This window comes from Streptomyces sp. R44 (genome assembly GCF_041053105.1).
Lineage (GTDB): Bacteria > Actinomycetota > Actinomycetes > Streptomycetales > Streptomycetaceae > Streptomyces.
In genome coordinates this window covers 899,004-923,957 of the sequence record NZ_CP163444.1, presented here as the reverse complement: position 1 = coordinate 923,957, position 24,954 = coordinate 899,004, and the positions used below count along the sequence as shown (strand labels likewise).

26 protein-coding genes and 1 pseudogene are annotated in these 24,954 nt (G+C 73.1%); 12 read left to right on the top strand and 15 right to left on the bottom strand.

Annotated features, from left to right (window positions below):
- A complete protein-coding gene (locus AB5J54_RS04455; RefSeq protein WP_369149213.1) occupies window positions 1-891 on the bottom strand; it encodes a DUF4436 family protein in 891 nt (296 codons plus the stop codon).
- A gap of 287 nt (window positions 892-1,178) precedes the next feature.
- On the opposite strand from AB5J54_RS04455, the gene AB5J54_RS04450 reads away from it, so the two are divergent.
- The 3 genes from AB5J54_RS04450 (at window position 1,179) to AB5J54_RS04440 (ending at window position 5,072) form a co-directional block, all read left to right on the top strand.
- Window positions 1,179-2,234 (top strand): magnesium and cobalt transport protein CorA, encoded by a 1,056-nt coding sequence (locus tag AB5J54_RS04450; protein ID WP_369142563.1) that lies wholly within the window; start codon window positions 1,179-1,181, stop codon window positions 2,232-2,234.
- A gap of 116 nt (window positions 2,235-2,350) precedes the next feature.
- Entirely contained in the window at window positions 2,351-2,533 is a 183-nt protein-coding gene (locus AB5J54_RS04445; protein WP_369142562.1) for a CsbD family protein, read from the top strand.
- Window positions 2,534-2,654: 121 nt separating this feature from the next.
- Window positions 2,655-5,072: a SpoIIE family protein phosphatase gene (locus tag AB5J54_RS04440; RefSeq protein WP_369142561.1), complete on the top strand. Its 2,418-nt coding sequence runs from the start codon at window positions 2,655-2,657 to the stop codon at window positions 5,070-5,072.
- A 175-nt stretch (window positions 5,073-5,247) separates the two neighbouring features.
- Here the strand turns inward: AB5J54_RS04440 and AB5J54_RS04435 are convergent.
- Window positions 5,248-5,709 (bottom strand): annotated as a pseudogene (locus AB5J54_RS04435) (SRPBCC family protein); the annotation flags it as partial.
- A 147-nt stretch (window positions 5,710-5,856) separates the two neighbouring features.
- Here AB5J54_RS04435 and AB5J54_RS04430 point away from each other — a divergent pair.
- From AB5J54_RS04430 to AB5J54_RS04415, 4 genes are all read left to right on the top strand, one after another.
- Window positions 5,857-6,054, top strand: a complete 198-nt coding sequence (locus AB5J54_RS04430) for a hypothetical protein (RefSeq protein ID WP_369142560.1) — start codon at window positions 5,857-5,859, stop codon at window positions 6,052-6,054.
- 122 nt (window positions 6,055-6,176) lie between these two features.
- Window positions 6,177-6,737 (top strand): hypothetical protein, encoded by a 561-nt coding sequence (locus tag AB5J54_RS04425; RefSeq protein ID WP_369142559.1) that lies wholly within the window; start codon window positions 6,177-6,179, stop codon window positions 6,735-6,737.
- Between the two features lie 16 nt (window positions 6,738-6,753).
- On the top strand, window positions 6,754-7,323 hold the full coding sequence (locus AB5J54_RS04420) for a hypothetical protein (protein WP_369142558.1): 570 nt from the start codon (window positions 6,754-6,756) through the stop codon (window positions 7,321-7,323).
- Window positions 7,324-7,358: 35 nt separating this feature from the next.
- The gene (locus AB5J54_RS04415) at window positions 7,359-8,093 is read left to right on the top strand and encodes an SOS response-associated peptidase (protein ID WP_369142557.1); all 735 of its coding nucleotides are present in this window, start codon (window positions 7,359-7,361) and stop codon (window positions 8,091-8,093) included.
- Window positions 8,094-8,197: 104 nt separating this feature from the next.
- Here AB5J54_RS04415 and AB5J54_RS04410 read toward each other — a convergent pair whose 3' ends face one another.
- From AB5J54_RS04410 to AB5J54_RS04395, 4 genes are all read right to left on the bottom strand, one after another.
- Complete coding sequence (locus AB5J54_RS04410; protein WP_369142556.1) at window positions 8,198-9,262, bottom strand: iron-containing redox enzyme family protein; 1,065 nt, start codon at window positions 9,260-9,262, stop codon at window positions 8,198-8,200.
- On the bottom strand, window positions 9,259-9,618 hold the full coding sequence (locus AB5J54_RS04405) for a CDGSH iron-sulfur domain-containing protein (RefSeq protein WP_369142555.1): 360 nt from the start codon (window positions 9,616-9,618) through the stop codon (window positions 9,259-9,261). Before AB5J54_RS04405 ends, AB5J54_RS04410 begins: the two co-directional genes overlap by 4 nt.
- A gap of 66 nt (window positions 9,619-9,684) precedes the next feature.
- The gene (locus AB5J54_RS04400; protein ID WP_369142554.1) at window positions 9,685-10,389 is read right to left on the bottom strand and encodes a HemK2/MTQ2 family protein methyltransferase; all 705 of its coding nucleotides are present in this window, start codon (window positions 10,387-10,389) and stop codon (window positions 9,685-9,687) included.
- 5 nt (window positions 10,390-10,394) lie between these two features.
- Window positions 10,395-11,513: a YbdK family carboxylate-amine ligase gene (locus AB5J54_RS04395; RefSeq protein ID WP_369142553.1), complete on the bottom strand. Its 1,119-nt coding sequence runs from the start codon at window positions 11,511-11,513 to the stop codon at window positions 10,395-10,397.
- A gap of 214 nt (window positions 11,514-11,727) precedes the next feature.
- Here AB5J54_RS04395 and AB5J54_RS04390 point away from each other — a divergent pair, with 214 nt between their 5' ends.
- The gene (locus AB5J54_RS04390; protein ID WP_369142552.1) at window positions 11,728-12,384 is read left to right on the top strand and encodes a UdgX family uracil-DNA binding protein; all 657 of its coding nucleotides are present in this window, start codon (window positions 11,728-11,730) and stop codon (window positions 12,382-12,384) included.
- 25 nt (window positions 12,385-12,409) lie between these two features.
- Window positions 12,410-13,810, top strand: coding sequence for an FAD-dependent oxidoreductase (locus AB5J54_RS04385; RefSeq protein WP_369142551.1), 1,401 nt, complete (start codon window positions 12,410-12,412; stop codon window positions 13,808-13,810).
- Window positions 13,811-13,818: 8 nt separating this feature from the next.
- On the opposite strand, the gene AB5J54_RS04380 is transcribed toward AB5J54_RS04385, so the two are convergent.
- The 3 genes from AB5J54_RS04380 to AB5J54_RS04370 form a co-directional block, all read right to left on the bottom strand.
- On the bottom strand, window positions 13,819-14,949 hold the full coding sequence (locus tag AB5J54_RS04380) for a PP2C family protein-serine/threonine phosphatase (RefSeq protein ID WP_369142550.1): 1,131 nt from the start codon (window positions 14,947-14,949) through the stop codon (window positions 13,819-13,821).
- Window positions 14,950-15,021: 72 nt separating this feature from the next.
- A complete protein-coding gene (locus tag AB5J54_RS04375) occupies window positions 15,022-15,594 on the bottom strand; it encodes an antibiotic biosynthesis monooxygenase (protein ID WP_369142549.1) in 573 nt (190 codons plus the stop codon).
- A gap of 81 nt (window positions 15,595-15,675) precedes the next feature.
- Window positions 15,676-16,200, bottom strand: coding sequence for a GtrA family protein (locus AB5J54_RS04370; protein ID WP_369142548.1), 525 nt, complete (start codon window positions 16,198-16,200; stop codon window positions 15,676-15,678).
- Between the two features lie 315 nt (window positions 16,201-16,515).
- Between AB5J54_RS04370 and AB5J54_RS04365 the strand changes: the two genes are divergently transcribed.
- Window positions 16,516-16,986, top strand: coding sequence for a VOC family protein (locus AB5J54_RS04365; RefSeq protein ID WP_369142547.1), 471 nt, complete (start codon window positions 16,516-16,518; stop codon window positions 16,984-16,986).
- A gap of 44 nt (window positions 16,987-17,030) precedes the next feature.
- On the opposite strand, the gene AB5J54_RS04360 is transcribed toward AB5J54_RS04365, so the two are convergent.
- The 4 genes from AB5J54_RS04360 to AB5J54_RS04345 all read right to left on the bottom strand — a co-directional run bounded on the left by AB5J54_RS04360 (window position 17,031) and on the right by AB5J54_RS04345 (window position 21,456).
- Window positions 17,031-17,876 (bottom strand): slipin family protein, encoded by an 846-nt coding sequence (locus AB5J54_RS04360; RefSeq protein ID WP_369142546.1) that lies wholly within the window; start codon window positions 17,874-17,876, stop codon window positions 17,031-17,033.
- Window positions 17,877-17,964: 88 nt separating this feature from the next.
- Window positions 17,965-19,353, bottom strand: coding sequence for an FAD-binding oxidoreductase (locus AB5J54_RS04355; protein ID WP_369142545.1), 1,389 nt, complete (start codon window positions 19,351-19,353; stop codon window positions 17,965-17,967).
- A gap of 78 nt (window positions 19,354-19,431) precedes the next feature.
- Window positions 19,432-20,901, bottom strand: coding sequence for a multicopper oxidase family protein (locus AB5J54_RS04350; protein WP_369142544.1), 1,470 nt, complete (start codon window positions 20,899-20,901; stop codon window positions 19,432-19,434).
- A gap of 120 nt (window positions 20,902-21,021) precedes the next feature.
- A complete protein-coding gene (locus tag AB5J54_RS04345; RefSeq protein WP_369142543.1) occupies window positions 21,022-21,456 on the bottom strand; it encodes a hypothetical protein in 435 nt (144 codons plus the stop codon).
- A gap of 150 nt (window positions 21,457-21,606) precedes the next feature.
- On the opposite strand from AB5J54_RS04345, the gene AB5J54_RS04340 reads away from it, so the two are divergent.
- Both AB5J54_RS04340 and AB5J54_RS04335 read left to right on the top strand, forming a co-directional pair.
- Window positions 21,607-22,920 carry a sensor histidine kinase gene (locus tag AB5J54_RS04340; protein WP_369142542.1) on the top strand — a complete coding sequence of 438 codons (1,314 nt, stop codon included), beginning with the start codon at window positions 21,607-21,609 and terminating at the stop codon, window positions 22,918-22,920.
- Window positions 22,905-23,552, top strand: a complete 648-nt coding sequence (locus AB5J54_RS04335) for a response regulator (protein ID WP_369142541.1) — start codon at window positions 22,905-22,907, stop codon at window positions 23,550-23,552. The genes AB5J54_RS04340 and AB5J54_RS04335 overlap by 16 nt, the downstream gene beginning before the upstream one ends.
- A 7-nt stretch (window positions 23,553-23,559) precedes the next feature.
- Here the strand turns inward: AB5J54_RS04335 and AB5J54_RS04330 are convergent, their stop codons facing one another.
- Window positions 23,560-23,922 carry a DUF952 domain-containing protein gene (locus tag AB5J54_RS04330; protein WP_369142540.1) on the bottom strand — a complete coding sequence of 121 codons (363 nt, stop codon included), beginning with the start codon at window positions 23,920-23,922 and terminating at the stop codon, window positions 23,560-23,562.
- A 74-nt stretch (window positions 23,923-23,996) separates the two neighbouring features.
- Complete coding sequence (locus AB5J54_RS04325) at window positions 23,997-24,938, bottom strand: LysR family transcriptional regulator (RefSeq protein ID WP_369142539.1); 942 nt, start codon at window positions 24,936-24,938, stop codon at window positions 23,997-23,999.
- Window positions 24,939-24,954 lie beyond the last annotated feature (16 nt).

Here is a 24,954-nt window from a genome sequence, read left to right as displayed (position 1 = left end):
TTACGGGAGGCGGGTGCCGTCCGGCCCGAGGGCCCTGTGGACGCCGGTGATCACCACGGCGATCAGACAGAGAGCGATGATCGTCTCGGCCCACAGGAAGGCGAACCAGTCCAGCACGCAGCCGATCGGCGGAGTGCCGGGGGCCGTGTTGCGGAACGCCGAGAGCGCGAACAGAGTGGCGGCCATCCAGGCGAGGGCCGGCCAGACCAGGCCCTCGCCACGGGTGCTCAGATACCAGGCACCGATGAGTACGGACGACGCCAGCGCCCACATCACCACCATCATGAACACCGCGAACACCAGCAGGCTGCTCGACCGGACCACCCGCAGCCCCACGACCGCCTCCTGCGGGGAGGCCGTGGGGGTCGCGGAGAACGAGAAGAGCGTGTCGTTGTTGGAGAACAGCACCCGCACCGGCACCTGCTCACCGCCCAGCACCGCCCAGAACTCGACATCGGTCTCGTACGCGTCGAACGGGTAGTCGCTGATCGATCCCCCCGTGATCGCGACCTGCACATCCCTGGTCGAGAGCCGCTCGTGCGCCTTGAACGCCAGGTCGCCGAGGGTCGCCGCGGAGGTCTGGAGGACGAGACCGGCCACCGGGGCGGTCCCGTCCTCCTCGCCGAGGGACCCGCGCGGCGTGACACGGACCCGGAGCACCAGCTCTCTGGCCGCGGCGTCGACGCGCTGGACGGTGGCCTCCACGTCCACACGGTCGGCGGCTTCGGAGCCGACCGTGTGGACCGTGTCGAGCGCCTGCCGCTCGGAGAACTGCAGCCATGACCCCACGGCCACCGCCACCACGATCAGGACCGCGATGGGGACCAGGATCGGGAGGAGGACCCACGCCCCCGAACGGGGTGGGCGAGGTGACTCCGACGGTGGGGCCATGGTGACTCCGACGAGCTGGGGGAACGGCTCTTCTCCGGGACGCGGGGCGGTGGCCGCAGTGTGATCCTCGTCGACCGGGCCGCCGAACCGGGTCATCCCGGCGGGTGTGTCGGCGCCGACCGGACCACCGATACGGGGGCGGGGCCGCCGTCGCCGACCGTGAGACATTTCCGACGACTCGGAGGAGCATCTATTGCTGTGGGGCCGGTACGGCGCGCCACGCCGGCGGTGGGCAGGAGACGGCGGGCAGGACACGGCGCACGTCGGTCGGCCGCGAGGAGAAGGCCATGATCGTCGACTGTGCACACTACCGGGACGGGCGCCGCCAGGACGAGGGCGCGATGGCACTGGAGCAGGCGGCCGCGCGCTGCAAGCGGGGCGGCTTCGTCTGGCTCGGCGTCTTCGAACCGGGTCCCGAGGAACTGAGACGGGTCCGTGAGGTCTTCGGACTGCACGAGCTCGCCGTCGAGGACGCCCGGACCTTCCACCTGCGGCCGAAGGCCGAGCAGTACGAGGACGGCACGGAGCTGATCATCCTGCGCACGGCACGCTACGACGACGAGCGCGAGGAGATCGACACCGGCGAGATCAGCATCTTCCTCGCCGAACACTTCGTGATCACCGTCCGCCAGGGCATCGCGAGCGAGCTGCACGAGGCCCGGAGCCGGCTCGAAAGCCGCCCCGAGCTCCTGAAGACCGGCAGCGCCTCCACGCTGTGGGCCATCTTCGACCAGGTCGTCGACAGCTACGCGCCGGTCGTCGAGGAGCTCGAACGCGACATCGAGCAGATCGAGGCCACCGTGTTCTCCGGGGCGGTCGCCCCGACCGAGAGGATCTACTTCCTGCGCCGCGAGGCGACGGACTTCTACCGCGCCGTGCACCCGCTCCTCGCCGTCCTCGGCCGGCGCCTGCAGCCCGGCAAGTCGCCCCCCGCGCTCCAGCCGTACATCCGCGACGTGCACGACCACCTGCTGCTGGTCAACGAGGAGGTCGCCGCACAGCGCGACCTCCTGACCACCGTCCTGGAGGCGAACATCGCGGTGATCTCCGTCGAGCAGAACAAGATCAACCTCCGCCAGAGCGCCACGATGGAGCGGCTCACCATCCTCGCCAGCGTGTTCCTCCCGCTGTCCTTCGTGGTCGGCTTCTTCGGCCAGAACTTCGACTGGCTGGTCAGCCACCTCGACGGCTTCACGACCTTCCTCGTCCTCACCGCCGTCGGCATGCTGCTGCCCAGCCTGATGCTCTATGTCTGGCTCCGCCGCCGCCGCAGACATCCGCCACCACGGGTGTCGGAGGCGACCGACACCGCACGGCACGAAGCGGCGGCCCCCGAGGAATGAGACCGCCGGCGCCGAACACCGCCGCCCCGCGGAGCATGACGTCCCCCTTCGGGGGTAACCGCCAGGCAATCGGTACCCCGCCCCGGTCGGTACCCGTCATCCGGGAGGCAATCTCCATGGGCAAGCTCAAAGGCAAGGCCGATCAGGTCAAGGGCAAGACGAAGGAAGAAGTCGGCTCGATGACCGACGACGAGAGCATGGAAATGAAGGGAAAGGCGCAGAAGGTCAAGGGACGGGTCGAGGAGTCCGCGGCGGACGCAGGCACGCGGATGCGGAGGATGGGCGAGAAGAAGAGGTGACCGGCCCGCCGCAGCGGGCGCGGCACGCGTGCCGCGCCCGCTGCCGTATGCCGGTACGGGGAAAGGGTGGTCCGCCCGGTGGACAGGCAGGGCGCGGCCCCGGCGTGCGATGCTCTTTCGTATGGAGGGAGACCCCGCCCTTCCCGACCCTGGCAGCGGCACGGCACCCGAGGTCCTGGCGCTGGCCAAGGTCGTGACGAGGCTCCGTGCCGAGGTCGCCGACCTGGAGGCCGAGACCTCGATGGCGGCCGTCGTGGAGCGCGCCAAGGGCGTGCTGATGGCCCAGGCGGGCGTGTCGGCGGACGCCGCGTACCAGCTGCTGCTCGACCGGGCCGAGCAGCGGCGGGGGACCCTCCTGGAGGAGTGCTGGATCGTCCTGAGCCGGATCGGCCCGCGTCCCCGGCCGAAGCCGCAGGGCGCGGGGGCCGAGCAGGACGTGCCGCCGCCGGTGGCATCGTCCCTCCCCGCGGGCGGCGACGTCCTCGCCGAGCGCCGGCCGGGCGCGTCCAGGGCGCTCCTGGCGCGGCTGGCCGAGAGCCTTGCCGACGCCCGCACGGCGGACGACGTCGCGGACCTCCTGCTGGCGGTCCTCGGCGACCCGGAGGACGTGGACGCCGTCATGATCTACCGGCTGTCCGCCACCGGCAGCCTGGAGCTGGCGGGGCGCGCCGGCGTCGACGCGGCGCTCGCCGAGCAGTGGAGCCACATCCCGCCGCTCAGCGGCGTCGCGGCCCTGGAGGCGACCGCCACCCGCGAGGGGATCTGGCTCGAAGACCCGGAGGCGGACGCCCTGGAGTACCTCCTGATCGGAGATCCCCCCGAGCGATGGCCCTCCCGCGCCTGGCTCCCCGTCCCGGGAAGCCCGCCCGCGACGACGGTCGTGGGGTTCTTCCGCACCCGGGCGGGTGCCTTCGACCCGCCCACCCGCACCCTGCTGCGGCGGGTCGTCCGGCTCTGCGGCGTCGTCCTCCGGGAGGACCGGGGCCGCCATGGAACCGGCCCGCTCCACGAGGACGCCGAGGCCGTCCAGACGATCTTCGACACCATGTCCGGGCCGATGGCCCTGCTCACCCCGCTACGGTCGGAGACGGGCGAGGTGGAGGACTACCGCATCGACGCGGCGGCACCGGAGTCCGTCGACGTGGCCGGCCGGCGCGGCAGGGAGCTGGTCGGACGGCGGATCCTGGAGACGTACCCCACGGTGGCGGGCACGCCCCTGTGGGACGGGTACCGGGAGACGCTGACCACCGGGACGGTGTACGAGAGCGACCCCTTCACCTACGACGAGGTGACCGCGGGAGTCCCGCGCCAGTCGGTGTACTCGGTCCGGGTGTCCCGGCTGGGAGACCGCCTCGTCGTGTCGTGGATCCGCCACGACACCAGCGAGCGCGAGGCCCGCAGGCTCGCCGAACTGCAGCGCCTCGGCAACCTCGGCTGGGTGGGCTGGAACCTCGTCACGGACGCGATCACCTGGTCCGACCAGGTCTACGCCGTCTTCGACCGCGACCCCGCACGGGGGCCGATACGGATGGCCGACCTGCCCGGACATCTGGTGGCCGACGACGTGCCGAGGCTCGCCTCCGCCGTGCGGCGACTCCTCGGCGACGGCCGGGCCGTCGACGAGCCGTTCCGCGTCCCCACGAGGAACGGGATACGCCACCTCCGGCTCGTCGCGGAGGCCCGCACCGACGCGGACGGCGCCCCCGTCGAGGTGCACGGCTTCTTCCAGGACCTCACCGCCCTGCGCGACGCCGAACTCGCCCTGGTCGAGAGCGAGCGCGCCAACCTCGTCCAGCGCGGCATGCTCAAGGCCGAACGCGCGCTGGGCGCCCGGCTCAAGGAGGCGCTGCTGCCGATCCCCGAGCAGTCGCTCGAACTCGCCGGGCTGTGCGTCGACGTCGCGTACGTCCCCGCCGACACCGGCGTGAACGTCGGCGGCGACTGGTACTCCGCGATCGAACTCCCCGACAAGAGCGCCCTGTTCGTCGTCGGAGACGTGGCCGGCCACGGGCTGACCGCCGTCGGCACCATGGCACAGCTGCGGTTCTACACGAAGGGCATGTCCGTCACCGGATCCGCCCTCCCCGACGTACTCGGCAGGCTCAACACGCTCCTGCTGCACACGGCGACGGAGCGGGAGGGCGCCACCGCCACCATGGTCATGGGGCGCTACCAGCCCTGGGACCGCCGCCTCACCTGGGTACGCGCCGGACATCTGCCGCCCCTGCTCCTCCGCGGCGGTACGCCGGGCTACCTGCCCCTGCCCGAGGGCTGCCTGCTCGGCGCCGCCTTCCACGCCGAGTACGGCCAGGAGACGCTCGACCTGCTGCCCGGGGACCACCTGCTGTTCTACACGGACGGCCTCGTGGAGGAGCCGGGCGAGGACATCGAGGTAGGCCTCGGGCGGCTCGCCGAGACCGCCGGCCGGCTCCTGCGGGAGGGCGGGAGCGACATGCTGGCCCGCACCCTGGCCGCGCAGCGGACGGGGAACCGCGACGACATCTGCGTCCTGGACATCCACGCCCCCGACGATTCCTGACCGCCGCGCCGGTCGGTGCCATGCGGACGCCCGCGCCCGTTCAGACCTGCGGCTCCTCGGCGGGATCGCTCGGCAGCGGGCCGGGGTAGGGGCCGGGCCGCTCGGGCTCGCGCCGGGGAGAGCCGCCCGTGCCCGTGTCCGTGTCCATGTCCGCGCTCATGCCCTTGCCCGTACTGTCGGCGGGACGCAGCCGGCCGCGCCAGCCGCCCGTCGCGTCGTCGCGGTCCTCGATGAAGTCCTTGAACCGCTGCAGATCGCCCTGGACACGGCTCTCCAGGAAGCCGAGGGCGTCACCGGTCTTCTCGACCACGCCCTGGGGCTCCACGTCCAGCGCCAGGCTCACCCGGGTGTGCATGTCGTCGAGGCGCTGGAAGGTGACCACACCCTTCTGCGTCACCTCGCTCCCGCCGACCGTGCGCCAGGAGATCCGCTCGTCGGGAAGCTGGTCGACGATCTCCGTGTCGAACTCCCGGGAGACGCCCGCGACGCGGGCGCGCCAGTGACAGAGGCGGTCGTCGAGCTGCTGCACCTGCTCCACGCCGTCCATGAAGCGGGGGAACTCCTCGAACTGCGTCCACTGGTTGTAGACCATGCGCAGTGGGGCGTCCACCCTGATCGTCTCCTGCACCATGCTCATGGTGTCCTCCTACTGCCCTCGTCCGGGCGGGGCCCCTCGACGTCAGCGACTACCCCGTATCGGCGCCCTCACGCGCGAGGACGACTGAGCGCCGCCCGAGCGGGTAGGCGCCCGGTCGGCACAGCGACAGTGCGGAGGTGGCCCCCGATGCGCGGGACGGCCCAGGGCAGGGAGCCCAGCCGGACGGGATACGACCGACTGGCGCTCACGGAAGACGAGTTCAGGGCACTGATGAGCGAGGCCCGTGCCGAGGCGCAGCGGCGCTCCCTCGGTGCTCCGCGGACAGGCGAGCCCGACTTCGCCCTCAGGACCCAGCACGCGGAGTTCGGCGCGGCCGCCCACTGACGGTGCCCGCCCCCCCCCCGTACCCGCGCACCCCGCGCGGGTACGGCCGTTTCAGGCCGAAGCCGCCGGGCAGCCGCCGTGGACACGGGGGCACGGGGACGAGACCCAAGGGAGCGAGGCCGATGTCGACAGGAACGATTCTCGCCATCGTCATACCCGTCGTGGTGGTGCTCGCGGTGATCGCGCTCGCCATCGCCCTGGACAGAAGGCGCCGGCGGCGGCTGCGCGAGCGGTTCGGACCCGAGTACGACCGCACGGTCGAGGACGCCGGAAGCCGGCGGGCCGCCGAGTACGACCTCGGGGCCCGTGAGGAGCGCCACGAGGCGCTGGACATCAAGCCGCTGTCGAGCGGGGCGAGGGAGCGCTATGCCGAGCGGTGGCGCGGAGTCCAGGAGGAGTTCGTGGACCGCCCCGAGGGCGCGGTGCACGACGCGGACAGCCTGGTGAGCTCGCTGATGCACGAGCGCGGCTACCCCACGGAGGGCTTCGAGCAGCGGGCGCGGGACCTCTCGGTCGAGCACGGCCGCACGCTGGAGCACTACCGGGCGGCGCACGAGATCAACACCCTCAGCTCCTCCCAGCAGGCCACCACCGAGCAGTTGAGGGGAGCGATGGTGCACTACCGGGCCCTCTTCGACGAACTTCTCTCCGACGGCGACGCGCCCCGTCGCGACCGGACCTGAACGAGGAGGGCGTGACATGCGTGGGCACGATGAGTACGACAGGCCGGAGCAGGCCGGCGGCGGGTCGGACGCGCCGCCGGTGTACCCCGGTGAAAGCACCGCGATCGACGGCGGTGGTACGGACACCGGTACGGAGACCCGGAGCGGGGCAGGAGCCGGAGCCGGAGCCGGAGCCGACGCAGGCGCTGGCGCTGGCGTCGGCACCGACACGGACACGGACACGGACACCGGAACCGACACGGACACGGCGCGTGACACCGGCGACGGCACCGCCGCCGGCACCGAGCGGGCCGAAGGGGCCGGTGCCGAGGACGAGGCCCCGCGCCTGCTGGACCCCGACGACGAGGAGACCTTCCGTTCCCGCTGGCACGAGATCCAGAGCCGGTTCGTCGACGATCCCCGCGACGCCGTCCACGAGGCCGACGCGCTGGTCACCGACGTGATCAGCAAGCTGGCGGACACCTTCGCCGACCGCAAGAAGGACCTGGAAGGACAGTGGAGCGAGGGCGAGGACGTCGACACGGAGAACCTGCGCATGGCCCTGCGCCAGTACCGCTCCTTCTTCCACCGGCTCCTCACCACCTGACGTGATCGGCGGGAGGACCGTGGCAGAGTGTTGCCATGTGCGGCCGTTACACCTCGACTCGCAGTCCTGAGGACCTGACCCGTCTCTTCCAGGTCACCGACTGGCGCCCCGCCGAGACGCTCGCGCCCAGCTGGAACGTGGCGCCGACCGACGAGGTCTACGCGGTTCTCGAACGCGCCGGGCGCGACGACGGCGACGAGGTGCGCCGTCAACTGCGGGCGCTGCGTTGGGGTCTGGTGCCGTCCTGGGCGAAGGACCCCAAGGTGGGCTCCCGGATGATCAACGCCCGGGTCGAGACCGTCCACGAGAAGCCCGCCTACCGGCGGGCTTTCGCCAAGCGCCGCTGCCTCCTGCCCGCGGACGGCTTCTACGAATGGGAGCAGGTGAAGGACGAGGCGACGGGCAGGACCCGCAAGCAGCCCTACTTCATCCACCCCTCCGACGAGCAGGTCATGGCGATGGCCGGGCTGTACGAGTACTGGCGCAACCCCGACGTCAAGGGCGACGACGACCCCGAGGCCTGGCTGACGACCTGCACGATCCTCACCACCGAGGCCACCGACGAGGCCGGCCGCGTCCACCCGCGGATGCCGCTCGCCCTCAGCCCGGACCACTACGACGCCTGGCTCGACCCCCACCACCAGGACACCGACGACCTCCGCGCCCTGCTCACCCGGCCCGCGGACGGCCGGCTCACCACCCGGCCCGTCTCCACCGCCGTCAACAACGTCCGCAACAACGGGGCCCACCTCCTCGACGCGGCCGGCTGACCGGCCGCCCGCGCCCCCTCCGCCGACGGTTGTCCGTCACCGGGCCGGCCGCGCGGCGCGGCCCTGGTGGTCTCACCGCTCCGAATCTCACCGCGCTCTGCGTCTCACCGCTCGTCGCCGGCCGGAGACGAGGGCGCCACCAGCAGGGACGTACCGCCGTCCGAGGGTGTCCGCAGGGCGCTCTCGCCCCGGGTCCAGGCGTCCACCACGTGGCTGCCGAGCCGGTCCTCCACGAGCCCGGTCGCCGCGATGCCGAAGGCCACGTCGTGGGCGAGCTCCGGCTCGTCGTCGAGCAGGCCGGCCACGACCTCCCGGCGTACCACCTGCTCGTGCACGGCGTCGGCCTCCACGTGCTCGTCGTAGTACCGCTCCGCCGCCGGTCCGGCCCCGGTCCTGCGCATCGCCGCGGCCATGCGGGAGGCGGCGGGCGGCGAGGTCGTCTCCAGGACGGCGAAGTGACCCACGAGCGCCCCGCGCAGCCTCCGGTGCAGGCCGAACATCGACATCAGGTTCGAGGCCGCCAGGAGCTCGGCCCCGGCGGCGTCCGCGTACCGCCCGTACGACGGGTCGAGACCCAGATCGGTCATGAGGTCGGCGTAGAGCCGGGAGTGCATCCGTTCCGCCCGCCCGCAGCCGTACTCGTCGTACTCGACGGCCACCATCGCCGCCTTGGCGCGGCCGCGCAGCCGGGGGACCACCCACAGGTGCGCGTCGGCCTCGCGCAGCTGGTGCACGGAGCGCAGCGCGGCGTACTCGCGCAGCTGCCACAGCTCGCCCGAGGACATCAGGAAGTGGGAGACGCCGGTGCCCTCGGCCGGTTCCACGACCAGGAGCGCCAGTGCCTCGTCGACGCCGGGGAGGTGACGGCAGTCGTGGCGCAGCGCGCTCTCGAAGCGGTGCTCCAGGACGGCACGGACCCTGAGCAGGTCGGGGTCCCACTCCAGGGTGTCGGGGACGTCCGCGAAGCCCCGGTAGTGGAGCTCGTAGCAGAGGTGCAGGGCGAGCTGGAGATCCTCCCCGTACGGGGAGCAGCGCGCCATGTCGGCGGGGCGGGGGAGTCGGGCGGGGCCGCCGCCGAGCAGCCGGCTCCGTACCGCGTGGGACACCTCGCCGCGGGCCTCGGGTGCTTCGGGCCGCGTCGCGAGCTCGGTGCGCAGCAGCGTCGTCATGACGTATCCGCCTCCTCGGCAGGACCGCTCGGCGCCTCGTCCCCCGCGACCGGCGCTTTCGCTCTCGTCTTCGTCGGGCCGGTGCGGTGCCGCAGCCGCGGTCGGTGGCTCGTGTCGCAGAACGGCGCCCGCAGGCTCCGCCGGCAGGTGCACAGGGCCATCACGGGCCGCTCGCAGCGGATGACCGAGCCGTCCGGCATGACGATGTCCGCGGGCCCCTCGACGAGCAGCGGACCTTCGGGGAGCGGCCGGAGCCGGGGCACGGGCGTCCGGGACCGGGTGCTTTCCGGGCCGTCCGGTTCACCGGCCTCCTGGGGCCTCACCAGCGGGGTGCTCTCGTTCGGGGAAGCAGACATCACACACCACCCATCGCATCGGACTGCGCCGGTACCGCGCGACTGCCCCGCCGCTCGGGTCCCGAATCACGGTCGGCACGCGCGGATCACGACCAGCTCCTCGGTGCGCACGCCCCGGGGGATCAGCCCGTGCGTCGCGAACCAGTCCGCCCGGGCCGACATCACGGGGCCGAAGGGCTCGGTGCGCCTCCGGACGACACGGGCCCGCAGCCCGCCGCCCGCGAGCGCGTCCAGGGTGTGCGTGACCCCGGAGAGCGAGGACTGGACGAGGAGCAGGACCCCGGACGGCGTCAGCAGACCCGGGGCCCGTGCGCAGACGCGGTCGAGGAGCAGACGGCCGTCGGGACCGGCGTCCCAGCTCCGCCGTGCGCCGCGGGCGGGCGCCTCCGTGTCGTCGCTGGGCACGTAGGGCGGGTTCACGGTGACGAGGTCGAAGCGTTCGCGGGCCACGGGCGCGTCCAGGTCGCCGCGGAGCGCCCGGATCCGGCAGCCGTGCAGCAGGGCGTTGAGCCGGGAGGCGGCGATCGCGGCGCGCGAGATGTCGACGGCGGTGGCCCGCGCGCCGCGCAGCGCGGCGATGACGGCGAGGACGCCCGTGCCCGTGCACAGGTCGAGCGAGCGCATCCCGGGCCACAGCTCCTCGCGCCGCAACTGCGCCAGCAGGAGCCGGGTGTCGGCCTGGGGCGCGTACACGCCGGGGAGTCGGCACACCCGGACGGCGCCCGCGCTCCCGGGTGCCGAGTCCTGGGGGAGCGAGGCGGTGAAGGCCATGGGGCTCAGCTCCTCGCCGTGGTGGCGGCGAGCGCGTCGACGACCGCGCTGAACCGGCCGTGCCGGCGGAAGACCGCCCGCTGACGGGCGGCACCGCCGCCGTCCGCGCGGATCCGCGCCGTCTGCTCGCGCACCCAGTCGGTGTCGCCGGTCGCGTCGAGACCCGGGCGGGCGAGGGAGATCAGCGCGTCCAGGAGCATCAGGGCGGGCCGCTCCCGGCCGTCGACCGGGTCGAGGCCGAGGCCGGTGATCCCTTGGGCGGCGGCGAGCCGGTGGGCCCGGAGCAGCCGGGGGCCGGGGATCGGGGGCGCGGGGACCGAGGCCTCGACGCGGGGCAGCAGGGTGGCGGCGAGCCCGCGCACGAGGAGGGCGAGGAGGACCACCGTGTCGAGGTCCGCGTTGGTGTCGGCGACCCTGATCTCCAGGGTCGGCACGTGCTCGGAGGGGCGGGCGTGCCAGTACACCATCCGGTTGTCGAGCAGCGTGCCCTCACGGACCAGCCGGGCGACGTGGGCGAGGTACTGGGCCTCGTCGAGGACGGGGGTGGGGCCGACGGTCGGCCACCGGGCGTGCTCGACGGCGCGCCAGCTCTGGTGACCGGTGTCGTACCGGCGGGCGTAGGGCGCGTTCCCGGCCAGTGCCTGGAGCACGGGCAGCCACGGCCGCATGTGCTGGGCGAGCGCGAGGGCGTGCTTGCGGTCGAGGGTGCCGATGTGGACGTGGCATCCGCAGACGAGCCCGTCGTCGCGCGCGCGTCCGTCCGGGTGGGTGACCAGGGAGGGGAAGCGCCGGGCCATCAGCCGGTACCGCTCCGTGTCCGTCACCGTCAACGGCTCCTCGGGCGGCAGGACGGGGGTGCCGCAGGCGACCGGCATGCAGCGCACCTCCTGGGCGGCCCTGCCCACCACGGAGCGGAGCCGGGCCAGTTCGGCGCGCAGGTCCTCGCGGTCGGCCGTGGCTCTGGTGCAGATCTCGATCTGCGCGTTGAAGAACTCGGTCTGGACCTGCTCGCCGAGCTCGTGGGCCGCCCGCCGGATGACTTCGGGGGCCCGGTTGACGGGTGCCCGTGTCCGACGGTCGACCAGCACGAACTCTTCCTCGACACCCATCGTCAGGATTCTCATCGCGGGCTCCTCGCCTCGCCGCGCGACTACCCGCCCCCGGCCGCCCCATGCCAGGGGCGCGGCGGGATGCGCCTCCGCGGCCGCGGTGTCAGCTCCTGCGGTCAGGGGCGTTTGGGACCCGGTCCTCCCGGGCAGACGTCCGCGCGTCAGCGGCGCGCACCGGCACACGCGCGCGCGTGCACTCGCCGGATCGTCCGCTGCCGGGAGGTGCGCGATGGCCGGTGACGGCGACGGGAGGACCGCCTCCGAGGCGTACGACGCCACTCCCTATCTGCCGGGCCGAGGCGGTCTGCCGGCGCACCGGCGGGCGGCGGCGGAGTGCCGGGGGTGCCCGCTCCACCGCGACGCGACCGGGACCGTCTTCGGCCGGGGCGCCGCCGATGCGCGGCTGATGCTGGTCGGCGAGCAGCCCGGAGACCAGGAGGACCGCGAGGGAGTGCCCTTCGTGGGGCCCGCCGGACGGCTGCTGCGCCGGGCCCTGGAGGAGGCGGGGATCGCCGAGGAGGACCTGTACGTCACCAACGCGGTCAAGCACTTCAAGTTCACCCGCGACGAGACCCGGAAACGCCGCATCCACAAGGCCCCGAGCCTGCGCGAGACCCTCGCCTGCCGGCCGTGGCTCATGGCGGAACTCCGTCTCGTGCGACCCGAGCTGGTCGTGACCCTGGGCGCCACGGCGGGCCGCGCCCTGCTCGGCCCCTCGTTCCGCGTCGGTACCGACCGGGGCGTACCGAGGCCGCTGCCGGACGCGGGGAACGGCACCCGGGTCCTCGCGACCGTCCACCCGTCGGCCGTCCTGCGGGCCAGGGACCGGGAGGAGATGTACGCGGGCCTGGTCGCCGACCTCCGTACCGCGGTGGACGCCTTGTGAGACCCCCGGCCCGCAGGGAGGAGCGATGATGCGCGGAAGCTCGTACTGGATGGAATCGGCGCCGCCCGCCGACGCCCTGCCGCCCCTGGAGGGCGATCTCTCCGCCGACGTGGTCGTCGTGGGAGCCGGGGTCGCCGGACTGTGGACCGCCCGTGAGCTGACCCGCGCCGGGCGCGAGGTCGTGGTCCTCGAAGCGGGCCGGATCGCCGCCGGGGTCACCGGACACACCACCGGCAAGCTGACCTCCCTGCACGGGCTCTGTTACGAGCGCCTGCGCAGCCGCCAGGGAGCGGAGGCGCCCGCCCTGTACGCCGAGGCCCAGGAGGACGCCCTGCGGCAGGTGCTGCGCTTCTGCGGGGAGCGGGGCGTCGACGCGGAGATCGAGCGCCGGCCGGCCTACACGTACACCCTCGACGAGGCGGGCGCCGGGGCCATCCGGGCCGAGGCGGAGGCCGCCGCCTCGGCCGGTCTGCGGGCCACCGCGGTGACGGCCACGGACCTTCCGTACCCGGTCGTGGCGGCCGTACGGGTCGAGGACCAGGTCCAGTTCCATCCGCGCCGTTTCCTGCTCGCCGCGGCGGCCGACGTGATCGCGCTCGGCGGCCGCATCCACGAGGGCACCCGGGTCACCGGCCTGCGGGAGGGCGCCGAATGCCGCCTCGGCCTCGAGGGCGGCGGTACGGTCCACGCCCGGGACGTCGTGCTCGCCACCCACTTCCCGCTCCGCTGCCACAGCACCCTGCTCATGAGGCTCTCCGTGCGCCGCGAACTGGTCGTCGCCGCGCCCGTGGAGGAGCACCGGGCCCCGTACGGCATGTACCTGACCCTCGAACAGGGCATCCGCTCGGTGCGGACCGCCCCGCTCGGCGAGGGCCGGCGGCTGCTGATCGTCGCGGGAGAGGCGTTCGTACCCGGCAGCGGGGGAGTACGCGAGAGGTACGCGCGCCTGGAGGCCTGGGCGCGCGACCGGCTGCCGGGCTTCGCCGACACCCGGGCGGTCCACCGGTGGGCGGCCCAGGACGTCCACACCGCCGACGGACTGCCCTGCGTCGGCCACGAACACCCCGACACCCAGCACGTGTACCTCGCCACCGGCTTCGGCGGCTGGGGCCTCACCAACGGCGTCGCGGCGGGCCGCCTGCTCACCGCGCACCTGACCGGCGCCCCGCGCCCGGCCTGGACGGAACTCTTCGACCCGCGCCGCCGGCTGCCGGCCCGCGAACTCCCCGGAGTCGTCCGCCGGCAGACGACCGTGGCCCGGCACTACCTCACCGGCCTGCGGACCGGCCGCCGCTGCACCCACATGGGCTGCGAACTGGGCTTCGACGAGGCCGAGCAGACCTGGGAGTGCCCCTGCCACGGCTCGCGCTTCGCCTCCGACGGCACCGTCCTCCAGGGCCCGGCCACCCGCCCGCTGGAGGACTGATCGACCCGCTACGGGTCCGGGGCGAGCCGTTCGACCGCGACGAGGGCCGCGTCGTCGCCGAGGTGCCCGCCCGCGTACGCCTGGAGGTCGGCGCGCAGCTGGTCGAGGAGGGTCTGGGGGTCGGCCCCGGCCCAGGTGGTGAGCCGCTCGGTCAGGGGGTAGAAGGCGCGCGTGTGGTCGCGGGCCTCGACGACTCCGTCCGTGTACAGCAGGAGCACGTCGCCGGCCTCGAAGGGGAAGGTCTCCACCGTGACCTCCGGGGCCAGGACGTCCGCGAGGCCCAGCGGCGGGCTCGCGTCGGCGGTGTCGAGCGGGACGACGCGTCCCTGCCGCAGGAGCAGTGGCGGCGGGTGCCCGCAGTTCACGAGCCGCACCACCGGCTCGTGGTCCGGGATGTCGAGGACCAGGGCGGTCACGAAGGCCTCGTCCGTGTCGTCCATGCCGGCTCCCGCCGCGGCCGGGCCCTCGGCATCCTCCGTCGTGCCGACGCCCTCCTCCAGGTGACCGATCAGCTCCGGGAGCTCCTGCTCGCGAGGGGCCGTGACCCGGAAGGCGCCCAGGACGAGCGAGGCCTCGCTGATCGCGTCGAGCCCCTTGCCCCGGGCGTCCCCGATCAGCAGCCGGGTCCCGGACGCCGTACGGGCCGCCGCGTACAGGTCACCGCCCATCTGCGCCTCCTCCTCGGCCGCCAGGTAGACCGAGGCGATGTGCAGCGGCCCGGCCCGGTGGGGGAGCGGGCGCAGCACGACGCTCTGCGCGGCCTGGGCGATCGAGCGCAGCCGGATCACCCTGTTCTCGTCCCGCTCGCGCAGGTGGGCGAAGAAGGTCGCGATGACGGAGATCAGGACCAGCGCGACGATCTGGTACGTGTGGTTGAGGTCCGTGATGCTGGTCCGCGCGACGGCCACCACCGACTGGGCGACGACCGCGACCGCACCGACGAAGGCCGTCATCCGCGGACCCGCGAACGACGCGGTCACCGCCGGCGCGGCGATCAGGAACGGCCCCAGGTGGACGTCCGGCGGCGACAGGACGTCCACCACCGTGACCGCCGCGATCAGCACGAAGGGCGCGGCGAGGAGCAGCCGCCCGCGGGTCCGCGAGGCGCGGGGGACGAGGGCTCGCCGGCGGAGATCCATGAAAAAGGCATACCTCAGGTGAGGGGCCATGTCCTGTCGCGGGGCCGTCCCCGCCCTGCGCCGGGGCGAGGGCTACGGGGTGAGCCAGCCGCGCAGGACCCGGCTCACGGCCGGCATGGCCACGTACGTCATGAGCACGTTGAAGACGCAGGCGATCACGGCGCTGCTGAGCGGCACGGGGAGCGCCGTGAGGTGCGGGGTGAGGAAGAGGGTGCCGAGCACGGAGATCGGGTAGATCGCGAGCGTCGCGCTGATCGCCATCTTCCAGCGGGGCGGTGCGGGCCGGGTGGAGCCCGGCTTCGCGAACCAGGTCTCCATCCCGGTGAGCTTGCGCCGGGCGATCTCGGTGTGGTGGTGCCCCTGGCAGTCGGCGAACCAGGCGGCCCGCTCGGGGGACTCCTGCCAGGTCCGGCAGGCCTCCGCGTCCCGGAAACGGTGCACGAGGAACCAGGGGGCGTCGCCGCCGGAGGAGCGGAAGAGCCCGTATCCGAGGTGGCCGGGGAACGCGGCCGCCGTGTCGAGGATGCCCTTCGCCCACCGCTCGAACGACGCCTCGTGGCCGGGCTCCACGCGGCGGGCTATCAACAGGGTCACCTCGCCGGTGTCGGCGGGGACGGTGGTGTGCTCAAGGTCGACCGCGGTCACAGATACTCCTCGTGATCACGCCGCGCCCGCCCCCACTCTACGGCGTGGTACGGGCGGGGTCGGCGCAGACCCGGTGGAGGGTCAGGCGGCCCGGCAGAGGGCGGCCGGGTCGGCCGGGGCCGGGGTGCGGGCCACGGTCGCGGGCAGGGGGCTGGCGGTACGGGTGGTGGCCGCGGACCGCGAGCGGTTGCGGGCGAAGACGACGAGGCGCAGCACCACGAACCGGGCGACACCCGTGAGCGCGGAGGCCGAGAGGTAGACGGCCTGTTCGAGCAGCGCGCCGGGCGCTTCCACGAGGAGCTGCAGCGCGAGCATCGCCAGGCAGGTGACCACGTATCCGGCCGCGGCGGACCCGGCCGACTGCAGGTGCTGGCGCCAGGTCGCGCGACCGCCCGCGCCGAAGGTGAAACGGGCGTGCAGCTCGGTGGCGAGGAGTGTGGAGACCACGGTGACCAGGGCGTTGGCGAGGACCCAGGGCATCCAGTGGCCGAGGGCGGCGACCGTGAGACCGGCGACGATGCCCACCCCGCCGCCGCAGAGCACGAAGCGGGCGAAGGCGGTGAAGGCGCCGGGCGCCGCCCGCTCCCGGTTCCGTGCTGTGTCCATGATCCGCCCCCGTCGATGACATCGTCAGCCGAGCGCGCGCCGCTCGTGGTGCCATCATGGCGCATCTTTGGCGCCATGGCGACCCCTTTACGGTGTCACCGGTGGCGTCGATGCTGTGACGGGCCCGTCTCCGGGGCGCGGGGCGAGTCGGCCGGTCTTCGTCGAGGGCCGCGCGACAAGGGCGCGGTCGCCCCTTCAGGGCAATCGGCGCCGGGCCGCCGCGCGGCGTCGGAACGCGGCCCGCGGGTTCGGGATATCAGTGGTCGCACGCGGCGGTCGGCGTTGATCGCCACTGTCCGAAAGGGGCCAGCCCCCATGACCGTCCAGCCCATTCCCGAGGGATATCCGCGGGTCACCCCGTACCTCTGCGTCGACGGAGCCGCGGCGGCGATCGACTTCTACGTCTCCGTGCTCGGCGCGACGGAGCGGATGAGGATGCCGGCGCCCGATGGCAGGATCGGCCATGCCGAGCTGGAGCTCGGGAACTCGCTCATCATGCTCGCGGACGAGTTCCCGGAGATGAACTTCCGCTCCCCGAAGGCGGTGGGCGGCACGCCCATCACGCTGCACGTGTACGTCCAGGACGTCGACGCGGTCTTCGCCGAGGCCCTCTCCCGGGGCGCCAAGGAGCTGTCGCCGGTGAAGAACGAGTTCTACGGCGACCGCACCGGGCAGCTGGAGGACCCCTTCGGCCACCGCTGGAACGTCTCCACGCACGTCGAGGACGTGCCTCCGGAGGAGATGGAGAAGCGGGCCGAAGAGGCCATGCGCGCCATGGGCGACTGAGGTCGCCGGGTGGCTGGTGAGCGGACCGCGTCCGCTCACACCGCCTACGACTCGGTACGCGGCTCCGGGAGCTTGTCGCCGCGCACGGCGGGCGAAGCCTCGGCGGCCGGCGCGTCGTCCGAAGCGCCGAGGTTCCGCGCGGCCCGGTCGAAGTAGCGCAGCAGCTCCACCGGGAACGGCATCACGAGGGTCGAGTTCTTCTCCGCCGCCACCTCGACGACCGTCTGCAGCAGCCGCAGCTGCATCGCCTCCGGGGTGTCGGCCATGATCCGCGACGCGTTGGCCAGCTGCTGCGCCGCCTGGAACTCGCCGTCCGCCGTGATCACCCGCGCCCGCCGCTCCCGCTCGGCCTCCGCCTGACGGGACATCGACCGCTTGAGCGACTCCGGCAGCTGTACGTCCTTGATCTCGACCCGGTCGATGTGCACGCCCCAGCCGGCCGCCGGGCTGTCGATCATCAACGCCAGCCCCTCGTGCAGCCGTTCACGGTCGGACAGCAGGTCGTCCAGGTCGCTCTTGCCGATGATGGACCGCAGCGAGGACTGCGCGACCTGGCCGACGGCGAAGACGTAGTCCTGGACCTCGATCGCCGCCCGGACCGGGTCGACGACGCGGAAGTACACCACGGCGTCCACCTTCACCGAGACGTTGTCCCGGGTGATGCCCTCCTGCGTCGGGATCGGCAACGTGACCACCTGCACGTTCACCTTGCGCATCCGGTCGACGAACGGGACGAGGAAGGTGATCCCCGGCTGACGGTGACCGGGCAGCGCCTTGCCCAGCCGGAAGACCACCCCCCGCTCCACCTGATTGACGATCCGCATCCCACTGCGCAGTACCAGCAGCACACAGACCACGACGACCAAGAACCCTGCGACGGCGCCTTCCACGGCGGCCACCCTTCCCCGAACGGTGAGTAGACACCGAAGATGACACCGTCCGGGGCCCGCCGGATCCCCGCCGACCGTCAAGGGGCCGTCAAGAGTCCGCAGGGGCGATGTTCTGGTTGTGGTGGAAGACGTTGTCCGGGTCGTACGTCCGCTTCACCTCGGCCAGCCGGTCGTAGTGTCCGCGGTACGTGGCCCGGACCCGGTCCTGGCCCTCGTCCGCGCCCATGAAGTTGACGTACCCGGCTCCCATCGAGTGCGGGAGCAGGGCCTCCCAGTAGTCCACCGCCCAGCTGCGGATGGTCTCCGCCTCGGACGGTTCGGGGCTGATGCCGCCGATCACGCCGGACCAGACCGCGTCCCGGTAGGCCCAGGCCGTGTCCATGGGGCCCACGCGGTGCGCCGCGGCGTCGACGGGGTACAGGTGCATCGTCGACAGCTCGGTCGGGATGTTCTCCAGGAAGGTGCGGTGCACATCGATCGCGTCCTCCGTGATGCGGTCGAAGAAGTGACCGCGCCAGTACCACTGGAGGCCCTTCGGGATCAGCTCGTCGAACATCGCCTGGAGCGCCGGGTACGGGACCGGCGTCGCGAAGTGGAAGGCGGGCGGGGCCGGATCGGCGACCGAGGCGAACGCCTTGCCGAGGCTCTCCTCGTCCGTCGCGCCCGTGCTGCACCACACCACGCCGCACATCTTCCTGTGATGGATCTCCTCCGGGAACGGCGGTCCCGGAGCGACCGTCAGCGTGGCGAAGAAGCCGTTCAGGTCGTCCGGCGCCGCCGGCAGGAACTCCCGGTACCAGCGCAGTACGGCCCCGATGTGCTCCGGTTCCCACAGCGTGACGCCGAGGCCGACGTTCTCCACCGGATGCAGCGCGTACGTGAAGGCCGTCGCCACGCCGAAGTTGCCGCCACCGCCCCGCAACGCCCAGAAGAGATCGGGATGTTCGTCCGCCGACGCGGTGACGACCGAGCCGTCCGCGAGGACCACGTCCGCCGCGAGGAGGTTGTCGATGGTCAACCCGTACGCGCGGGTCAGATGACCGTGCCCGCCACCCAGGGTCAGTCCGCCGACGCCCGTCGTCGACATGATCCCGGCGGGGGTCGCGAGGCCGAAGCCGTGCGCCTCGTGGTCCAGGTCCCCGAGCTGGCTCCCGCCACCGACGAGCGCCGTCCGCTTCGCGGGGTCGACCCGCACCCAGCGCATGCCGGACAGGTCGATCATCAGCGAGCCGTCGGTCAGGCACAGACCGCCGCCGCTGTGTCCGCCGCAGCGCACCGTCAGGTCCATGTCGCTCTCGCGGGCGTACCGCAGCGCCGCCCGTACGTCCGTGGTGTCCGCGCACCGCGCGATGACGGCCGGCCGCCGGTCGATCATCGCGTTGTAGATCTGACGGGCCTCGTCGTACCCCGCGTCCTCCGGGCCGATCACCTCACCGCGCAACGCCTCGCGCAGGGTCTCCACCGCCGTGCCGCCCATGGCCACTCCTTCAGGGCACCCCTGACTGCCGGCCGCGCTACCCCTTCAGTCTCCCCCCGCCGCGAGGAGGCCGCGAGCTCACCGGACCCGGAAGGTGGCCATCATGCCCATGGCCGAGTGATCGAGCATGTGGCAGTGGTAGACGTAGTCGCCGCGGAACGCGTCGAAGGTCACGTGCAGTTTCACCGTCTCGCCCGGCAGCACCCGGACCGTGTCCTTCAGCCCCGCCTCGGTCGGCCCCGCGGGCTTTCCGCCGCGTTCCAGGACGCGGAACTGGACCAGGTGCAGATGGAAGTTGTGCGGGACGCGCTTGTTCGCGTTGGTGACCTGCCAGATCTCGGACGACCCGAAGGCCACGGTGGTGTCGATGCGATCGGGGTCGAACATCTGCCCGTTGACGAATCCCCGCGGATCGGGCCGCCCGTCCTCGTCCATGCTGAGCTCGATGTGGCGGGTGACGGCCGCCTTGGGCAGGGCGGCGGCGGGCGGCAGGGTGCGGAGCACCCGGGGGACGCTGCTGGGGTCGTCGGCGGTGCGCACGACGTCGAAGCGGAGCACCTTGCCGATCTGTGCGGGATTTCCGGGCCCGCTGTTGGTGAGCACCAGCCGGGTGCCCACGCGATGGCGGGAGAAGTCGACGATCACGTCGGCGCGTTCGCCGGGCGAGAGGGTGAGGACGGGTACGGCGACCGGGCGTTCGAGCAGTCCGCCGTCCGACGCCATCTGGGTGAGCGGGGTCCCGTCGGACAGGCTCAGCGCGAAGAGGCGCAGGTTGGAGCCGTTGAGCAGACGGAAGCGGTACTTGCGGGCCGCGACCCGGAAGTACGGGGTGGGCCTGCCGTTGGCGAGGATGGTGGTGCGGTTCCGGTCGGCCATCGTGTACGCCAGCTGCCCGTTCTCGTCGAAGCGGGCGTCGCGGATCGTGATGGGAACGTCGTACTGGCCCTTGGGCAGCGGAAGGCTCTGTTCGAGGTCGTCGGTGAGCAGATAGCTGCCGGTGAGACCGCGGTAGACGTGCTCGGCCTCCATGTGGTGGGCGTGGTCGTGGAACCAGAGCGAGGCGTGCGGCTGCCGGTTGGTGTAGACGTACGTCCGCGAGGCGCCGGGGGCGAAGACGTCCATCGGGTTGCCGTCGGAGGAGGGCGGGACGCTCGCGCCGTGCAGGTGGACGGAGACGGGCATGTCGAGGCCGTTGCGGTGGCGGACCAGGACCCGGCGCCCGGAGCGGGCGTGGATGACGGGGCCGGGGAAGTGTCCGTCGTAGGTCAGGACCTCGGTGGCGGTGCCCGGGAGGATCTGGGCTCGGGCCCTGCGGATGGTCAGCTCGTAGACGTCCACGCCGCCCGACGAGCTGAGGGGACGCAGTACGGGCGGGACCGGCATGGCCGTGGAGAAGGCGGGCGGTACGGGATCGGACGCGCGGCGGGGACCGGCCGGCGGCAGGGTCCGCGCCGCGTGCGCCTCGCCCCCGGCGAAGGTGCCGGGGGCGAGGAGCGGCAGGCCTGCGGCGGCGACGGCCCCGCCCAGCACGCTGCGACGGGTGATCATCGGCTTCCTCCCGGGTGGTGGGCGGCACGTGACGCCGGACTGGTGGCTTCCGGCGGGCCGGCCGACACCCTGTGATCCAGGTCTAACCGAGAGCGCGGCGAACCGCACACGGCGCTGGCCTTACCGGGGGAAGGCGGTACGCAGCGCCGGGCCGCGGGTGAGGAGGGCGAGACGGATCACGGGCAGCATGCAGACGGTCTGCGTCACGGCGTACCACGGCGGGCAGACGCCCGGGATCAGGTCGACGCCGATGATCGCGATCGGCAGGACGACGGCGAGGCCCCGCACCCGCTCGAAGGCCCGCCCGGATCCCCGGGAGGCGGACACGGTCAGCCGGTGGACGAGGACGGCGACCAGGGGCAGCAGGACGGCCCGTACCCACATGAACGTGTTCACCTGGTGACCGCTGCCCGCCACGACGGCGACCGCGAGGAGGGAGAGACCGGCGAGTGCGCCGAAGATCTTGACGCTCGTCGTCGCCGTGCCGAAGGCTCGCCGGGTGAGGTCGCTGTCGAGCGGGGCGGCCGTGGACGGGGAGTTCAGGTTGGTTTCCATGGCCAGAACCCTGCCGGGCGGCCGGTGGGGCCGGTATCCGTCTGGGCGTACGAGGGGGTGGGGCCGGCCACACTCCTCGGCCGACCGGGGGAGCGCGGGGCCACGTCCGGGGCAGAGTGGACGCACCGGACGGAAGACGAAGGCGGAGGCATGAGACAGCTGCGTACGTGGTCGGCACGGATCGGCGTGGGGTTCTCAAGGGCGTGCGCCGTGGCGGCCGTCGGCACGGTGATCCCCGCCGTGTGGGCCGCCGCGATCGCGCTGGGCGTCCGGTGGGGACCGGGCAACCCCTGGTCGTGGCTCGCACCGGTCGTGATCGTGGCCGTGGGCACGCTCGCCCTGTCCCGGCCGGTCTGCCGGGCCGTCCGCCACCTCGTCGCCCGGTGGACCGGCACCGTCGTCCCCGCCGGCTACCGGGAGGCCCCGCCGGTCACGCGGATGGCCACCGGCCACTGGTGGAACGGCTTCGGGTACGAACGCACCCGCCGCGACGCCCTCATGGACCAGAAGTGGCGCATCCGGTGGAACGACCCCGCCACCCTGCGCGACCTGCGCTTCACGGCGATCCTGCCCCTCACCGCGGGCCTCGTCGCCTGTCTCCCGCCGACCGGGGCGGCCGCGGCCGTCCTCGGACTCGGGCTCGGCGCCGGGGGGACCGCCGGCCGCCTCGCCGGCCTGCTCGGCCTGCTGACGGCCGTCGCCGTGTCACCGTACGCCTGGCGCACGATCGAGCCGGTCGCCGTGCGCTTCCTGCGTCCGTCGTCCGCGATGGCTCTCGCGGAGCGGGTGGAGGAACTGACCGTCCAGCGGGCCGATATGACGAACATTCAGGCCGCGGAGATCCGCCGGATCGAGCGTGACCTGCACGACGGGGCGCAGGCCCGCCTGGTCGGCCTCGGGCTCTCCCTGGCGACGGCGGAGAAACTGATGGAGACCGATCCCGAGCGCGCGAAGGCCCTGATGAAGGAGGCACGGGCGGGCGCCACGGCCTCCCTGACCGAACTCAGGGAACTGGTCAGGGGCATCAACCCGCCCGTCCTGAGCGACCGGGGCCTCGTCGACGCCGTCCGCGCGCTCGCCCTGGACAGCCCGCTCGACGTCACCGTCGACGCGGACCTCGCGCACCGCCCGGACGCGCCCGTCGAATCGGCCCTGTACTTCGCCGTCGCGGAACTCCTGAACAACGCGGTCAAGCACGCCGGGGCGACCCGGGTACGCGTCTCCCTCACCTGGGGCGAAACCGGCACTGGAACGGGCACAGGCAGCGGCACCGGAACCGGCGCAGGCACCGCCATCGTCGTCGCGGTCGAGGACGACGGCCGCGGTGGAGCACTCGTCCGGGACGGCGGCGGGCTGGCGGGGCTGCGCCGCCGGCTCGCCGTCTTCGACGGCACCCTGGAGATCATCAGCCCGGCGGGCGGCCCGACCCGCGTGACCCTGGAGGTGCCATGCGCATCGTCGTAGCCGAAGACCTGTACCTGTTGCGCGACGGGATGGTCCGCCTCATCGAGGCCTACGGGCACGAGGTGGTGGCGACGGCGGCCACCGGACCCGAGACGCTGCAGGCCCTGCGCACCTGGCGGCCCGACGTCGCCGTCGTCGACGTCCGCATGCCGCCGAGCCATACGGACGAGGGCCTGCGGGCGGCCATCGCGGCCCGGGCCGAACTGCCGGGACTGCCGGTCCTGATCCTCTCCCAGTACGTCGAGCAGCTCTACGCCCGGGAGTTGCTCGCCGACGGCTCCGGCGGCATCGGCTACTTCCTCAAGGACAGCGTGTTCGACGCCGACCAGTTCATCGACGCCCTGGAACGCGTCGCGGCCGGCGGGACCGCGATGGATCCGGCCGTCATCGCCAAGCTGCTGTCCGGCGGTCCCTCCAACCGGCGCCTGGAGAAGCTCACCGAACGCGAGCACTCGGTGCTCGGCCTCATGGCCGAAGGACTGTCCAACCAGGTCATCGCCCAGCGCCTCTTCCTCAGCGAGAGCGCCATCGGGAAGTACACGACCTCCCTGTTCGGCAAGCTCGGCATCGTCGACGACGGCACCAACAACCGCCGTGTCCTCGCCGTCCTGGCCTATCTGAACAAGGACTGACGGCCGATCAGCCGGTCTTCGCGAGACCCGTCGCCCGGCCGTCCGCGTCCCAGGTGATCTCCAGGATCCCGTCGACGGCGGCACGGTCGATCGGCCCGAACACGTGCGGGAAGAGCGTCTCCCCGGAGACGCCGGGCGGCGGGGTCGGCGCGGCGGCCTCCCACTCGGTCCTGGCCGTGAGCCGGCTCTCGTCGAGGAGGAGCACCAGGAGCGGCCGGGAGGCGCTGCGGTAGAAGGCGTTGACGACGGCGAGCGTGGTCGGCTCGTCGGGGGAGCAGTGGACGAAACCCTCCTCCGCGAGGGAGGCGGGGGCGTACGGCTCCTCGGGCCGGGCGGACCATTCGGCGGACGTCACGACGTGGTAGATCATGTGCCGGTTATAGCAGGAGCCGCTGGTGGCCCCGGGTCACCGGGCACGCCGACGGTCACCGGCTGCGCCGACGGTCACCAGGCACGCCCCGCCTCGATCAGCACATCCCGTACGCGGGTGACGTCGGGGTTGTCGGGGCGGCCCGGGCGCTGGACGAGGTAGCCGGTGTTGATGGGCGGGTCCTCGGGTTCGTGCAGCGGCACGAGGGCGCCCGAGGCCAGCTCGGCCTGGCACAGGTAGCGGGGCAGGACGCTGAACCCCGCTCCGGCGACGACCGCGGCGAGCACCCCGCGCAGATCGGGGACCGTCACGGCGGCGGGGCAGGACAGCCGCGCCCCGAACACGTGCCGCCAGTAGCGGCGGGCTATGGGCAGATCCTCGGCGTACGTGACCAGGGGGACGCGATGCAGCGCCGCCGGTCCCTCCAGGGCGAGGCGTTCCTTGACGCGCTCGGCCCACCCGGGGGCCGCCACCAGGACGAACTCCTCGTCCGTGAGCGGTACGGCGGTCAGTGCCCGCCCGCGCGGCCGGAAGGTGGCGATCACCAGGTCGTGCCGGCCGGCGCGCAGCTCGTCGAGGAGCGGCTCGGTCAGGCCCGGGCTGACCCTCAGCCGTACGCCTTCGGCCGCCAGCGGCGCGAGGGCGGGCAGGGCGCGCGTGCAGAGCAGCTCGGCGGGGCCCGCGAGATGGACGGGCGCGGTCCGCTCGTGCGGCGCGGCCTCGTGCCCGGTCGCGGCGGCCAGCGCGTCGAGCGGCCCGGCGACCCGGGCCGCGAGGTCGTGGGCGACGGTGGTCGGGGCGACACCGCGCGGCAGCCGCTCGAACAGCTCGCGGCCGGTCTGCCGCTCCAGGGCGCGGATCTGGGTGGTCACCGTCGGCTGCGAGAGACCGAGCAGCCCGGCGCCTGCGGTGAACGAACCCGAGCGGTAGACCGCCAGGAAGGTCCGCAGCAGGTTCAGGTCGGCCGGCGGCTGGCCCGCGCCGCCCGCCACGCCATCGGAATCCTTATGCCTCACGGGCGCCAAGCCTACC

Coding starts and splice junctions, on each gene's coding strand:
- AB5J54_RS04455 (WP_369149213.1), bottom strand. CDS start 891: ATGGCCCCACCGTCGGAGTCACCTCGCCCACCCCGTTCGGGGGCGTGG.
- AB5J54_RS04450 (WP_369142563.1), top strand. CDS start 1,179: ATGATCGTCGACTGTGCACACTACCGGGACGGGCGCCGCCAGGACGAG.
- AB5J54_RS04445 (WP_369142562.1), top strand. CDS start 2,351: ATGGGCAAGCTCAAAGGCAAGGCCGATCAGGTCAAGGGCAAGACGAAG.
- AB5J54_RS04440 (WP_369142561.1), top strand. CDS start 2,655: ATGGAGGGAGACCCCGCCCTTCCCGACCCTGGCAGCGGCACGGCACCC.
- AB5J54_RS04430 (WP_369142560.1), top strand. CDS start 5,857: ATGCGCGGGACGGCCCAGGGCAGGGAGCCCAGCCGGACGGGATACGAC.
- AB5J54_RS04425 (WP_369142559.1), top strand. CDS start 6,177: ATGTCGACAGGAACGATTCTCGCCATCGTCATACCCGTCGTGGTGGTG.
- AB5J54_RS04420 (WP_369142558.1), top strand. CDS start 6,754: ATGCGTGGGCACGATGAGTACGACAGGCCGGAGCAGGCCGGCGGCGGG.
- AB5J54_RS04415 (WP_369142557.1), top strand. CDS start 7,359: ATGTGCGGCCGTTACACCTCGACTCGCAGTCCTGAGGACCTGACCCGT.
- AB5J54_RS04410 (WP_369142556.1), bottom strand. CDS start 9,262: ATGACGACGCTGCTGCGCACCGAGCTCGCGACGCGGCCCGAAGCACCC.
- AB5J54_RS04405 (WP_369142555.1), bottom strand. CDS start 9,618: ATGTCTGCTTCCCCGAACGAGAGCACCCCGCTGGTGAGGCCCCAGGAG.
- AB5J54_RS04400 (WP_369142554.1), bottom strand. CDS start 10,389: ATGGCCTTCACCGCCTCGCTCCCCCAGGACTCGGCACCCGGGAGCGCG.
- AB5J54_RS04395 (WP_369142553.1), bottom strand. CDS start 11,513: ATGAGAATCCTGACGATGGGTGTCGAGGAAGAGTTCGTGCTGGTCGAC.
- AB5J54_RS04390 (WP_369142552.1), top strand. CDS start 11,728: ATGGCCGGTGACGGCGACGGGAGGACCGCCTCCGAGGCGTACGACGCC.
- AB5J54_RS04385 (WP_369142551.1), top strand. CDS start 12,410: ATGATGCGCGGAAGCTCGTACTGGATGGAATCGGCGCCGCCCGCCGAC.
- AB5J54_RS04380 (WP_369142550.1), bottom strand. CDS start 14,949: ATGGATCTCCGCCGGCGAGCCCTCGTCCCCCGCGCCTCGCGGACCCGC.
- AB5J54_RS04370 (WP_369142548.1), bottom strand. CDS start 16,200: ATGGACACAGCACGGAACCGGGAGCGGGCGGCGCCCGGCGCCTTCACC.
- AB5J54_RS04365 (WP_369142547.1), top strand. CDS start 16,516: ATGACCGTCCAGCCCATTCCCGAGGGATATCCGCGGGTCACCCCGTAC.
- AB5J54_RS04355 (WP_369142545.1), bottom strand. CDS start 19,353: ATGGGCGGCACGGCGGTGGAGACCCTGCGCGAGGCGTTGCGCGGTGAG.
- AB5J54_RS04350 (WP_369142544.1), bottom strand. CDS start 20,901: ATGATCACCCGTCGCAGCGTGCTGGGCGGGGCCGTCGCCGCCGCAGGC.
- AB5J54_RS04345 (WP_369142543.1), bottom strand. CDS start 21,456: ATGGAAACCAACCTGAACTCCCCGTCCACGGCCGCCCCGCTCGACAGC.
- AB5J54_RS04340 (WP_369142542.1), top strand. CDS start 21,607: ATGAGACAGCTGCGTACGTGGTCGGCACGGATCGGCGTGGGGTTCTCA.
- AB5J54_RS04335 (WP_369142541.1), top strand. CDS start 22,905: ATGCGCATCGTCGTAGCCGAAGACCTGTACCTGTTGCGCGACGGGATG.
- AB5J54_RS04330 (WP_369142540.1), bottom strand. CDS start 23,922: ATGATCTACCACGTCGTGACGTCCGCCGAATGGTCCGCCCGGCCCGAG.